The following is a 13,010-nucleotide window of genomic DNA, read 5'->3' as shown; positions in this document are numbered from 1 at the left end:
TATCTAGTTTTTAATAGAAAGTCTAACAATTGACAGGAGTGTCACCATGAAATATACGATAACTTTTTGCGTATTTGATCATACTGTAGGCGGGAATCCTTTTTGGCATGGCTCTTTTTTTCTATCGATGCTGGATGAAAACAAACAATTGCTCGAGGTTGTTGAGGCTTGGGGCTTTTATGGAGTTACCAGTACTGGAGATAAAAGTAGTTGGTTCGAGCAATTCAAAAACAAATACCATTTAGATGTTGATTTTCAAGGAAATCATGGGATGTTAATCAACGAGGAAGTACGTTTCATGGATCTTGGGCATGGATTACACGGATATACTTTTGAGCTGGATCAGGATAATTTTGAACTGTTACAAAAAAGATGTGCAAAGGCTGTAGCAGAGCAGGAGGCGGCTATTAAAGAAGTAATAGGGGATGGCCAAAATTTTAAAACAGATCCTTCAAAAAAAGGAAGAGTTTATCAAGAAGAGGCCTATTCGAGACAAATTTTTGAAATCGAACAGATAAAAGCAAGAATTGAAGGACGTCCTTCTAGGCTCAAGCCTTTTGATTTCCGTTTATCCTTTGATTTAGCAGGACCCAGTCTGAAAAATTCCAATACCTGCAAAACGAGGGCAGTTTCGCTTTTGGAAGGAATATTATCTGAGGAACAACTTGCTCCATTTAAAAACTCCTCTTTGCCACGATTGATCCCCGGTTTAGAACCTATTCTTTTGCATAGCGAAGGCCCCTTACACACTCATAAAAAAGCATCAGGTAAAGAAGTTTTTTATCGAGATAAGAAACAAGATAAAGAAGTTAAATTATATTGGAGTGTACCCCCACAATGTTTTGATAAATTATCAGAGGATACTGAAAATCTATTTAAAATAGATGAAACATATCGTGATGAAGTGAAAAACATTGTCAGTCGGTTGCAGCGTTTGGAGTGGTTAATAAGAAATGCATCTTTACCTGAAAAGTACAAAGAATATCAAGAGAGTTTAATCCAGCGTATTATTTCCTGTTATAAGGCATTTGCTACTGTTCAGCTCAAGAATGAAACTAAAGCAACAGGTTGGCAAGGCTCAATTCTTAGTTTCTTTTCTCTACCGAGAAGTTGTGAAGAAAAAAAATTACAAGATAAAATTAAGAGGGCGAAATTGCTTTTTAATTCTCTTTATATGGCAGTAGTAGATGATTGGTCGATCTATGATGAATATCCTTCTGAGACGTCTACAATAGAAGACGCAGAAGATTATAATGTGCTGGAAGCCTTAGCTGCTTATTTATCGACCGAAGATAAAATCAGTTTATGCAAGATAATTGGAAGATCTTATTTGCAGAATGAAGAACCCCCTGAAATGGTGACATTATCTGTTATTAATTAGCATGATCCGACCCTGGGTGAGGCGCATGCTATAACCCGGGTAATTCAGTGTTGTAAATATGTCTGCTATAAAATCATAGAATAAGATAAAAAGAGACGCTATTAGGATTGCACTATTATTGAAGGAGGAAAAGAAATCGAACCGGAATTACCAGTTCGATAGATTCGGATTATTGATTAAGCAGCCATTGCCTTAACACGAGCTACTAGACGACTTTTAATACGAGCAGCTTTATTTTTATGAATTAAACCTTTACAAGCCGCTTTATCAATAATAGGTTGCGCTTTGGTGAATGCTGCATTCGCGGCTTCTTTATCACCTGATTCAACAGCTTTAATTACATTTTTGATGTAAGTGCGGAACATAGAACGTGCACTGGCGTTGTGTTGACGTAGTTTTACGTTTTGGCGAGCACGTTTGATCGCTGATTTAATATTTGCCACTTAAAAATCTCCACTCATTCAGATGGTACAAAAAGATGATGATCATGCACAATGAGTTAGAATTTGTCAATAGACTTCTTTGTTTCTAAAGTATAAATTGATTCACTCTATGACGGTATGTGTCAATTATGCTCAAATTAATGCGGCGATAGCAAGTTCCAATTATCCCTGGAAAGTCAGTTTAATGACCGAAACTTACCATTTAGAATTATGACAGTTGATTTATTTAGGATATTATAAGGTATTTGCCCAGTATAAAAAATTATGTCCGCAACAGAAACAGAGATTATGGTCCCTAAAAGGCAGAGCTTATTACGTTCAACAACATTGGTTTCAGTAATGACCTTTATTTCACGTATTGTAGGTTTTGTACGTGATATGGTGCTCGCCAATTTTTTTGGTGCTCAAGCTGGGATGGATGCTTTTTTTGTCGCATTCCGCATTCCTAACTTTATGCGTCGTCTTTTTGCAGAAGGAGCATTTGCTCAAGCGTTTGTTCCTGTCCTTGCTGAGTATCAAAAAACTCGATCTCCCACCGATGTGCGGATTTTTATAGCGCGTATTTCAGGATATTTGGGCACAATTCTTAGTGTTGTCACTTTAATCGGGATATTTGCTGCACCCGTGATTATTTTTTTATTTGCTCCTGGTTTTAGTCATGACAGTGACCGTGCAGTATTGGCTACGGAAATGTTGCGTATAACTTTTCCCTTCTTAATGCTCGTTTCGCTAACAGCAATGGCTGGTGCGGTATTAAATACTTATGGCTATTTTGCAATCCCTGCATTTACCCCGGTATTACTGAATATCAGTATGATTCTTGCAGCGATCTATTTATGTCCTCATTTGCCCACACCTGTAATAGGTTTGGCTTGGGGCGTTCTTATTGCTGGCATTGCGCAATTGCTTTTTCAAATTCCATTTTTGCATCAACGCAGTTTATTAGTAAAACCTCAGTTAGTCAGAAATGATGCTGGAGTGAATAAAGTGCTTAAGTTGATGATTCCTGCTTTGTTTGGTGTTTCTATTGCTCAACTTAATTTAATGGTTGATAGTATTTTTGCATCCTTTTTAAAAGTTGGAAGTGTGTCCTGGTTATATTACACCGACCGCCTTACCGATTTTCCATTGGGAGTCTTTGGTGTGGCGATTGCAACTGTGATTCTTCCCCATCTATCTCGGAGGCATACGGAACAAAGTATTAGCCAATATTCAAGTGCCTTAGATTGGGGATTGCGTTCCATTTTGCTTATAGGAATTCCAGCAGGGTTAGGTTTGTGCTTATTCTCTATGCCATTAATTGCGAGTTGCTTTGCCTATGGAAAATTTACTGCTTATGACGTAATTCAAACTCAAAAAAGCTTAATTACCCTGGGAGCCGGTGTACCTGCTTTTATGATGGTCAAAGTATTGGCCTCTGGGTTTTATGCCCGACAAGACATTAGCACTCCAGTTAAGGTAGGTGCGATATCTATGATCGTAAATACCGTATTATGCTCTATTTTTATTTGGCATTTTGCCCATGCTGGTCTGACTTTAGCTTCCGCATTGGCAGGTTATGTTAATTGCGGTACTTTATTATATTTATTGATTAAACGAGAGGTTTTCAAACCTTCTCCTGGATGGTTAAAGTACAGTATGCAATTACTTATTGCTAATATAGCAATTGGCATTTATTTAATTTTAATGAGTGGTACAGTGAGTTACTGGCTTAGTTTTTCGCCTGTAATGCGTTTAAGCGTGCTGTCTGCCCATGTTGTAACTGCAGTAATCATTTATTTGTTCGTTCTGGGATTAACAGGGCTTAGACCTGCCCATTTTCGTGGTCAAGTGAAGGAATAAAACATGCAAGCAAACTTATTTTATGAGACTCAATTTGAAAGAGCTATTCCACTTTATTTGATTTCACAAAGTCAATGGGAAGAGGAGCTTTGTATACTTCCTCCGGCGATACAGAATTGCCTTTCCTTGTACCAATTTAAAGGAAAAATATGTGATTCTTGTTTTATCCAGAATGCAGATGGTTTGATTGATAAAGTCTATATAGGCACCGGTGATGGGAATCAGAGCCAGGCTTTAGCCAATGCGGCATTAGTTGTTCCTCCTAATGTTTATCAGGTACAAGGGGTATGTTCCCAAGAAGGAGCAATAAGTTGGGCTTTGGCGCAATATCGTTTTGAAGCATATAAAAAGCAAGAAACTCAACCACGTCGATTAATCGTTCATCCAGATGATTTAAATCCAATTTTGGCATTAGCACAGGCTCATTTTTTAGTAAGGGATTTGATTAACAAACCCACAAGTGATTTAGGCCCCAAAGAATTAGCTGAGGTGGTTGAGCAATTAGCTGAAACACATAAAGCTCAATTCACACAATGGGTCGGTGAGGAATTACTTAAGAATAATTTTCCAGCAATTCATGCTGTTGGGCGTGCCTCTAAATCAGAACCCCGCTTGTTGTCATTAACTTGGGGCGAGGAAAAAAATCCTCGTATCACTCTTGTAGGTAAAGGGGTTTGTTTCGATAGCGGTGGTCTGGATATTAAATCCGCCTCGGGGATGCGATTAATGAAAAAAGATATGGGAGGTGCTGCCCATGTGATAGGTCTTGCGCAATGGATTATGACGCGGAATTTACCCATACGCCTCCAAATGTTTATACCTGCTGTAGAAAACTCTATTGGACCGGACGCATTTAGGCCTGGTGACGTTTTAACCATGCGTAACGGTTTAACTGTGGAAGTACATAATACAGATGCGGAAGGACGGTTGGTTTTAGCAGATGCTTTAGTCAAAGCATGCGAAGAACAACCGGATTTACTGATAGATTTTGCGACTTTAACAGGAGCTGCTCGTGTTTCAGTCGGTACGGAGATTGCCGCGCTGTTTACGAATGACGATCACTTAGCTGCAGAAGTAACAGAGGCTTCTTATAAAGTGGTTGATCCCATCTGGCGATTGCCTTTATTTGCACCTTATGAAGAGTTGCTTCGCTCAAATGTAGCTGATTTAGCGAACTCTAGTGATCACCCTTATGCAGGGGCGATTGTCGCAGGATTATTTCTGCAACGTTTCGTAGGGAAATCTATACCTTGGATGCATTTTGATATTATGGCATGGAATTTAGGTAATCGACCAGGAAAACCCGAAGGTGGGGAAGCAATGGGCTTACATACGGTTGCAGAATATTTACTAAAGGTTTATGGATAACGTAAAAGTTGAGTTTAAAAGGAGATTTTGATGTTAATAACATTTCATACAGATGCTTATGAAGATATAACTTATTTTGAAGAGGTAGCTAAGCGTCTGCTTTCTTTAATGGGACATAGCGGTACTATTCCTGGGGCTATCAAATCGGAAAATCTTCCTGAAGCTTTGGCAAAGTTACAGACTGGACTTACAAAAGAAAAAAAAGTTGTCGAAGATGATGATGAAAATGAACCGGAAATAAGTTTGTCAAAGCGAGCCGTTCCTTTAATAAATTTACTGCAAGCTGCTATAAAAAAAGATAAAGATGTACTTTGGGATTAAAGTGAATTATGTGTGGCCTTGGTTCAGCAGCGGACCCAGCTTTTTTGGATGAAATTCTTCATCCGCCGGTCCCTGCGCTTCACCTCAGGCTAAATGCTCATACTAGAATTATACTGACACCACTTGTGGATGCTACCCTTGCGCCAGCCCTAGGAATGACAGGATAGCGTTACTTCAATTCAATTTGATGCGTATGCAATTCACATCCTTTAGCTCGATACTCTCGGTACTGTGCGCGACTTAATTCTTTCTCCGTTTCTACATTGGCAACAATTTGCATAACTCGTTTGAATTTGGAGTAAAAATCTGGAATATAATCCGCAAGATTCAGCAAGATGTCGTTGAATCCTCGAGGTTCGCGTTCATAACCGATCTGAATTGGAGGCGGGGGCTCAGGGCCTTCGCCTTGTAAATTATGTGGAATAAAGCTGTCGTCTTTAAAAGTCCACAGGAGTTCATCGAGAAGTTCTGCATCATGTTTGTTGTTACACAATACGTAAACCTTATGGCCTTTAGCATAAGCTTTTTCCAAAAGTCGACAAGCAACCGACCAACGTAGATCATTTTGGTCGCTCGCTAATAAATAAAAATCAATGCGAATTGATGGCATGGCGTATTATCTGAGTTAGTAAAGGAACTGGTCTGCCCGTGGCATTACGATTTTTTCCAAAAATCCATGCTGTACCTGCTATATCTAAATGGGCCCAGCGATACTTTTCTGTAAACCGAGACAAAAAACAAGCAGCTGTGATGCTACTTGCAGTACGATCAAAGCCTGCATTGATCATATCAGCTAGAGGGCTATCCAGGGCGTCTTGATATTCATCATCTAAAGGCATACGCCAGACTCTATCATTACTTTCCTTAGCAGCATCCTCAATCAATTTTGCTAGCTCTTCATCCTGAGTCATAAAACCTGATGCAACAGTACCCAACGCCACAATAATTCCGCCTGTAAGCGTTGCCACATCGATGACAAATTGCGGGTGATAACGCTCTGCATAAGTCAGTGCATCGGCCAAAACCAAACGACCCTCTGCATCGGTATTAATGATTTCTACTGTCTGTCCCGACATGCTGGTAACAATATCACCGGATTTAACGGAAGTGCCACTCACCATATTTTCCGCGCTGGCAATTAAACCAATCACGTGAACAGGTAGCTTTAGCAAAGCGCATGCTTTTAAAGTACCTAGCACACTGGCAGCGCCAGACATATCATATTTCATTTCGTCCATTGCATTGGCTGGCTTGATGGATAATCCACCGGAATCAAAAGTTATTCCTTTGCCTACCAGAATTATTGGAGGTGCATCATTTGCTCCTTTGTAATGGATATCTATGAGTCTTGGAGGTTGGGCTGAACCCTGTGCTACTGCTAATAAGGTTTCCATACCCATCTGATGCATTTCATCCGGTCCCATCACTTTGCAGTTCATATTTTGTGCAAATTCTTTAGCTAATTGTATTGCTTGCTCCCCCAAATAGGTAGGAGTACATATATTGGCGGGCATATTAGCCAGATGGCGGGTTAATTCAACACCTGCTGCAATGGATTGACCTAATTTTAATCCTTCTTCACTCGCATTTGGCAAATAAAAAGTTATTGTTTCCAATTGATGTGGTTTGGCTTTTTTCTTTTTAAAATCGAGTAATTGGTAGCGTTGATTGTCGATCTGAATAATCATTTGCTCCAGTTGCCAATCTGCTGAATATTGAGGTATCTGTGGCAAACATATTGTGGCAGAACGAACCCGATGTTTGATTAAAGCTCCAGTAATCTCAGTAACTCTTTTTTTAAGCTGAGAGGGCGTAAATTTGGCTTGTTCACCACATTGAATGATTAATAAACTACCCTCCAGATCATGATGCCATAGCATATCACCCGGTTCAGGTGTTTTTTTAATCAGTCTACTGACTAAACCATAATGTTCCTTACTTAGGGCAAGATTAGATAGTTCAGCATCAGAAAATACTCCAAGAACAAGGCATTCACTACTTGAGAAATTTGGTTTTTGCGTTAATCCGTAATTCATTTTATGGATCCCTGATGTCTGGATACCTGGGTAAAGCGCAATGCAACCCGGGAATTTAATTAACCTGGGCTGCGCTCACCCAGACTACGTTTTGATTGTAGTTTACCTGAACTGTCGTCATTTTTTAAACACAGTGTCATTTTTCGCGCTGGCTGGGAATATCTCATAAAACAAAGTACGGAATTAATTTGTGGGATTTATTCCCGCCAGGGCGGAATGGCACTATAAGCAATGACACTAATATAAAAATGTTCCCTATAATAACTCGAAAAATACTACAAAAAAAGTGAGGATAGTGTACTCAAATTATGTTTGATTTCAAACAGGCAGCTTACAGTCTTTTAATGGTTGTGCTGGTACAACAATTTGGACGTTTATTCCTTTAATGGTTGGGCTATCTATTACTTTTTCAAGATATTCAATCAATGGAACATCAACTACTTTTCCGTATTCTGACGAAGCTTGTCGAAAATATAATTGACCCTTATTTCGAATTGCAAAACCTAAATGCGAAATATTTAATGCAGTACCGATTTTTTGACTTATATCCCAATTTGGTCTTACGATTTCGATGATGGCACCATTAGGAATTTGGGCGAATAAATACATATTGGGTTTATTTTTTTCCAAAAATAAAGTAGTGAGGGGAAGATAAGGAACTTCTTCGGAAATAGTTTCCAATTGGGCTCCCTTCCTTTTTAATTCAACTAATCGTTCCTCTTCTTTCCCCTTATCACCGTTTGCTAATCTGATGGTTCCAACAGTTTTATAGGCATACCAATTGGGTTTATTAACGAGTGCATCAGCAACTTTGGCTACGGGTTGGTTATTTTGATCTTTTATAGTAAGTGTAATGTCTCTGAGAATTCCATTTCGCTGATTATTATGATTCCAATCCAGGCCGGTAAAATGGTTACGTTGTAGATAAGAAACAGTCCCGTTCTTATAGCGTATATTTTTTATGCATTGTTGAAACGATGTAAGCGAATTGGCCATCGCTAATGAGACAACTGTGTTAACGTAGGTATCACAATCGAACGCATCAACACGGTATTGTGGGTATTGATCGTATCGAGCCTCTGGTCCTTCCCCTAAGGAGCCAAGGACATATGGTACGCCTAAAAATTGGCTACTGACCCAATCTATTCTGTCAGACATGGAACTATTCGGCATGCTGCCCAGTCTATGATATAGTTCTTCTATTGAGGAGTTAGCTTGTTTTTGAGTACTATCTGAGTCAAAAGCATGACTTGGAAAAGAAATGAAAAAACAGGCTATAACTGTCAGATGTTTTAAGGGAGTAAGTGTGTACTTCATTCGTTATTTCTATCTCAAGCCAAGTAAAGACTACATTTTAACCCGTTCCAAAGTGTGGAGGCAAGGATGCTCAATTTAATTTGGCTAGGAATGATACTACTTTCTGTAGTTGTTGGCGTAATTGAAGGACGTATTGATGAGGTCGCACGTGCTGTCACAGAATCGGCAAAAATAGGCTTTGAAATCGCTCTTGGTCTAGCAGGAATTATGTCGTTATGGCTGGGGATTATGTCTATAGCAAATGAGTCCGGCCTGGTTTCCTTATTGGGAAAAATACTTCGACCGATTTTAAGACGATTATTCCCAGATATTCCTACGGAACATCCCGCAATGGGGGCGATGACTATGAATATTGCTGCAAATATGCTGGGTCTTGCCAACGCAGCAACTCCATTTGGACTTCAAGCAATGAAAGAACTACAAACACTGAATCAGCACACCAAAATTGCGACAAATTCTATGTGTACTTTCTTAGCAATAAACACTTCGAGCGTACAATTAATTCCTGCGACGGCAATTGCCTATTTGGCGACAAATGGAAGTACGAATCCAAGCAGCGTTATAGTCAGTTCATTGATCGCAACGAGCATTTCTACTTTGGTTGCCATTATTTCTGTAAAACAATTGGCAAAATTACCGATGTTTCGTGTTGAAGGGAAAAATAGCTTATGAGTGGGTTTGCCAATCAATTGTCCAATTGGATGCTTTTAGTTTTTGTTGTTGGAATTCCTTTATATGCTGCAGCAGTAAAAAAAATTAACGTATTTGACGCATTTATTGTGGGTGCGAAACAAGGTTTTGATACGATTTTAAGCGTAGTACCTTATTTGATCGCAATGATAGTTGCTATAGGTATGCTCAGGGCCTCAGGTTTCTTTAGTTTAATGGCCAATCTTCTGGCGCCACTTTTAGCGATGATTGGCATGCCGCCAGAAGTATTACCCTTGGCTTTGATTCGGCCCTTTTCTGGAAGTGCTTCAACAGGGATGATGGCAGAATTGATTCACCAACATGGGGGAGATTCACTCATTGCCAAAATTGCAGCAACGATGATGGGAAGTACCGAAACCACATTTTATGTTATTGCCGTATATTTTGGCTCTGTAGGAATCCGACGCACACGACATGCTATCCCCGCTGGTTTACTGGCTGATCTGGCCGGAATTATTGCGTCAGTAGTAGTTTGTCGCTATTTATTCGGATGAGAAACCCTAAGAGTTTTTTCATTGACAGCACCCCATGCAGAGCTAAATGGCAAGCTCGAAGAGTTGGCGCACGCCGACTCATGCGCTCTGTAGATTAGCCCATTTTTGTTTTTTTCTTGCCTTTACTTTTGCTTTTGCGGGCATACTTGGTTTTTTCCATTGATTTCATATGAGCAAACACATTACGCACCTTTGCCTTGAATTGAGCCATTTCCCGCGCAGGAACAGGGGATGCTGTAGGCAAATAGGTTGTCGTTGGGTTTCTTGGTTGATTATGGACATGGAGTTCATAATGGCAATGAGGCCCGGTGGCAAGACCAGTTTGACCTACATAGCCAATAACTTGTCCTCGTCTTATTCTGCTTCCTTTAGATAGACCTTTTGCAAATCGAAGCATGTGCCCATAAAGCGTGCTATATGTTTTATCATGTTTGACCTCAATCATATTACCGTAGCCATTATGTCTACCGATATTAACAATTGTCCCATCACCAACCGATTGAATAGGAGTTCCTATGGGCGCTGCAAGATCGATTCCTTTGTGGGCTCTCTTGTAGTGTAATATGGGATGATATCTTGAAGTGGTAAAAGTTGAACTGATATGGCTAAATTTAATGGGATATCGTGAGAATGCTTTTTTAAAGCTTTCTCCTTTAGGAGTATAGTAGTCTCGCGTACCATTTCTACTAATATGGCGTACAGCCTCAGCGGTTTTACCTTGGTTGGTATAGCTCACGGCAACAACATCGCCTATACCCACCATTTTCTCTTCTACATATAACGTTTCATAGGCAATAGAAAATTTATCTCCACTACGAACAGAACGCGAAAAATCTATTTCTTTACGTAAGATTGTAGTCATTTGCTGAATTAATTTTCTGGGGATCCCTAACTGTTGGGCTGTGCCGAATAAGGAACCTTTGACTACACCTGTAACATAACGCTCTTGGGTTTTTACTTTTTTGGAATCAACTTTTGTTTTATAAACGGCTCCATCCCTATACACTGTAAGTGTTTGTATTGTGTTCATCGGGATAATTAATTTTTCCAACTTATTCTTATTAATTAGAAATTTCAATTCTTGACTGGGTTTTATTGCGGTTAGAGCTTTAGCATAGGGGTTTTTTTGCATAACTAATTGTAGATTTTGGGCAGTTAACCCAAGACGCTTAAAAATAGTGGCCATGGAGTCACCAGATCGAGGCCTGAGGGTTTGCCATTCATTGTCCTTGGTAATCTTTTTAACGGGCTGAACCGTTTTAACAGCGTTTTCTACAACAGTTTTAGCGGTTTCTTCCGTAAGATCGGGCTTTGACTCTTCAACAATTTGTTCTGCTTCATTCTGAAATGGATTTTCTGAATAAGTTTCATCTTGATACTCTTCATCCTCATCAAGATCGGGTAAGGCAATAGACTGAGTTGTAGGGATCTGGTGTGGATTATGGGAAAACTTTTTTACAAGGAAATAGGGTAGCGAAAAGGCAATAATCAAGGCAAAACCCATTAATACCTTAGATGGATTAGATTTTTTATTTTTATTCGTTTTTCTTTTTTCGATATATATATAAGGTTTTTTATCCATTGTTTGCCTATACATTGCCATCCGGAATCATGCTATTGTCTGCATTTATTAAATTTCGGGTGACAAATTATCTTAAATCACCTATTAGGTATGGCAGGAAATTGCCAACCGGGCTAAGATACTCGGTGTGAGAAGATAGGTCAATCATTTATAAAGGTTTTGATGTCATGATAGTTGAAGATTCAGTTTGTTCCGAGCTTGTAAGGGGCTGTGAAGAGGTACTTCCCCAGCATGAATTGGAAAAAAAATTACAAAAAGGAACTCCCTTAAAAATAAAAGCAGGCTTTGATCCCACTGCACCTGATTTGCATTTGGGACATACTGTATTACTTAATAAACTACGGCAATTTCAACAATATGGTCATGAGGTCATTTTTTTAATTGGTGATTTTACGGCGATGATTGGCGATCCAACTGGGAAGAATGTAACTCGTTTGCCGCTTAGCCCAGAAACGGTTCTTAATAATGCTAAGACCTATCAAGAGCAGGTTTTTAAAATTTTAGATCCTCATAAAACACGAGTAGCATTTAACTCTCATTGGCTTGCAAAATTTAATGCCACAGATTTAATTCGTTTGGCCGCTACCCATACAGTAGCTCGTATGTTAGAGCGTGATGATTTTAATAAGCGCTACACCACAGGTCAGCCCATCGCAATTCATGAGTTTTTATATCCTTTACTTCAGGGATATGATTCTGTTGCGCTCAAAGCCGATATTGAGCTGGGTGGTTCGGATCAGAAATTTAATTTATTAATGGGCCGTGAATTGCAAAAGCATTATGGGCTTGAGCCACAAGTTGTGATGATGACTCCATTGATTGAAGGCTTAGATGGGGTGAAGAAAATGTCTAAGTCACTGGATAATTATATTGGTATTAGTGAGCCAGCATCCGATATGTTCGGTAAAATTATGTCGATATCGGATGAATTAATGTGGCGCTATATAGATTTATTAAGCTTTAAAACAGGTAAGGAAATTCAGGCTTCAAAGACTTCAGTACTGAATGGTGCGAATCCTAGGGATGTAAAAATTGATTTTGCTAAAGAAATTGTTGCACGTTTCCACGACCAATCCCAAGCGGAACATGCACACAAAGAATTTATAGAGCGATTTCAAAAAGGCATTATCCCTGAAGATTTAGAGGAACAAACCATAACCACCAAAGAGCCGCTTTCTTTAGCTCAATTATTAAAGCAAATGAATTTAACCCAAAGTACTTCAGAAGCGATTCGTCTGGTAAAACAAGGTGCAGTTAAAATAGATGGAGATAAAATTGAGGATCCCACGCTTGTATTATCAACAAATAAGACCTATATAATACAAGTTGGTAAACGTAGAATTGCCAAGCTGCATTTACAATAAACAGAGTGTCATCATTTTTTTTAGAAAAAATGAAAAAAGTGTTTGACACTGAGAGTGAAATCAGTAGAATACGCAGCACGCCTTCGGGGCAGGTTCATTAAGAAGATAGAAGACAAACTGTGTGGGCACTTTGAAGAACCTTTGAGTGCTT

General features: G+C 39.3%; 12 protein-coding genes. 7 read left to right on the top strand and 5 right to left on the bottom strand.

Annotation, left to right across the window (positions count from 1 at the left end):
- The first annotated feature begins 46 nt into the window (after window positions 1–46).
- On the top strand, window positions 47–1,381 hold the full coding sequence (locus ACWTE2_RS15080; protein WP_454786002.1) for a DUF4586 domain-containing protein: 1,335 nt from the start codon (window positions 47–49) through the stop codon (window positions 1,379–1,381).
- Window positions 1,382–1,557: 176 nt separating this feature from the next.
- On the opposite strand, the gene rpsT is transcribed toward ACWTE2_RS15080, so the two are convergent.
- A complete protein-coding gene (gene rpsT / locus ACWTE2_RS15075; RefSeq protein ID WP_182391419.1) occupies window positions 1,558–1,824 on the bottom strand; it encodes a 30S ribosomal protein S20 in 267 nt (88 codons plus the stop codon).
- 264 nt (window positions 1,825–2,088) lie between these two features.
- On the opposite strand from rpsT, the gene murJ reads away from it, so the two are divergent.
- Genes murJ through ACWTE2_RS15060 form a run of 3 tightly spaced genes read left to right on the top strand, consistent with a single transcriptional unit; the run spans window position 2,089 to window position 5,355 of the window.
- A complete protein-coding gene (murJ, locus tag ACWTE2_RS15070) occupies window positions 2,089–3,666 on the top strand; it encodes a murein biosynthesis integral membrane protein MurJ (RefSeq protein ID WP_454786001.1) in 1,578 nt (525 codons plus the stop codon).
- A 3-nt stretch (window positions 3,667–3,669) separates the two neighbouring features.
- Entirely contained in the window at window positions 3,670–5,034 is a 1,365-nt protein-coding gene (locus ACWTE2_RS15065) for a leucyl aminopeptidase family protein (RefSeq protein WP_454786000.1), read from the top strand.
- A gap of 30 nt (window positions 5,035–5,064) precedes the next feature.
- Window positions 5,065–5,355 carry a DUF1840 domain-containing protein gene (locus ACWTE2_RS15060; protein ID WP_182391416.1) on the top strand — a complete coding sequence of 97 codons (291 nt, stop codon included), beginning with the start codon at window positions 5,065–5,067 and terminating at the stop codon, window positions 5,353–5,355.
- Window positions 5,356–5,524: 169 nt separating this feature from the next.
- Here the strand turns inward: ACWTE2_RS15060 and ACWTE2_RS15055 are convergent, their stop codons facing one another.
- The 3 genes from ACWTE2_RS15055 to ACWTE2_RS15045 form a co-directional block, all read right to left on the bottom strand.
- Complete coding sequence (locus ACWTE2_RS15055) at window positions 5,525–5,965, bottom strand: DNA polymerase III subunit chi (RefSeq protein ID WP_454785999.1); 441 nt, start codon at window positions 5,963–5,965, stop codon at window positions 5,525–5,527.
- Window positions 5,946–7,391: a leucyl aminopeptidase gene (locus tag ACWTE2_RS15050; protein ID WP_454785998.1), complete on the bottom strand. Its 1,446-nt coding sequence runs from the start codon at window positions 7,389–7,391 to the stop codon at window positions 5,946–5,948. The genes ACWTE2_RS15055 and ACWTE2_RS15050 overlap by 20 nt, the downstream gene beginning before the upstream one ends.
- Window positions 7,392–7,709: 318 nt before the next feature.
- Entirely contained in the window at window positions 7,710–8,708 is a 999-nt protein-coding gene (locus ACWTE2_RS15045; RefSeq protein WP_454785997.1) for an N-acetylmuramoyl-L-alanine amidase-like domain-containing protein, read from the bottom strand.
- A 66-nt stretch (window positions 8,709–8,774) separates the two neighbouring features.
- Between ACWTE2_RS15045 and ACWTE2_RS15040 the strand changes: the two genes are divergently transcribed.
- Together ACWTE2_RS15040 and ACWTE2_RS15035 are read left to right on the top strand one after the other, a co-directional pair.
- Window positions 8,775–9,380 carry a nucleoside recognition domain-containing protein gene (locus tag ACWTE2_RS15040; RefSeq protein ID WP_182391412.1) on the top strand — a complete coding sequence of 202 codons (606 nt, stop codon included), beginning with the start codon at window positions 8,775–8,777 and terminating at the stop codon, window positions 9,378–9,380.
- On the top strand, window positions 9,377–9,913 hold the full coding sequence (locus ACWTE2_RS15035; protein WP_454785996.1) for a spore maturation protein: 537 nt from the start codon (window positions 9,377–9,379) through the stop codon (window positions 9,911–9,913). The genes ACWTE2_RS15040 and ACWTE2_RS15035 overlap by 4 nt, the downstream gene beginning before the upstream one ends.
- A 94-nt stretch (window positions 9,914–10,007) precedes the next feature.
- Here the strand turns inward: ACWTE2_RS15035 and ACWTE2_RS15030 are convergent, their stop codons facing one another.
- On the bottom strand, window positions 10,008–11,495 hold the full coding sequence (locus tag ACWTE2_RS15030) for a M23 family metallopeptidase (protein ID WP_454785995.1): 1,488 nt from the start codon (window positions 11,493–11,495) through the stop codon (window positions 10,008–10,010).
- Window positions 11,496–11,662: 167 nt separating this feature from the next.
- Here ACWTE2_RS15030 and tyrS point away from each other — a divergent pair, with 167 nt between their 5' ends.
- Window positions 11,663–12,859: a tyrosine--tRNA ligase gene (tyrS, locus tag ACWTE2_RS15025; protein WP_454785994.1), complete on the top strand. Its 1,197-nt coding sequence runs from the start codon at window positions 11,663–11,665 to the stop codon at window positions 12,857–12,859.
- Window positions 12,860–13,010: the final 151 nt, after the last annotated feature.

It is taken from the genome of Legionella nigrisilvae, from assembly GCF_977063395.2.
This window is presented reverse-complemented; position numbering and strand designations above follow the sequence as displayed.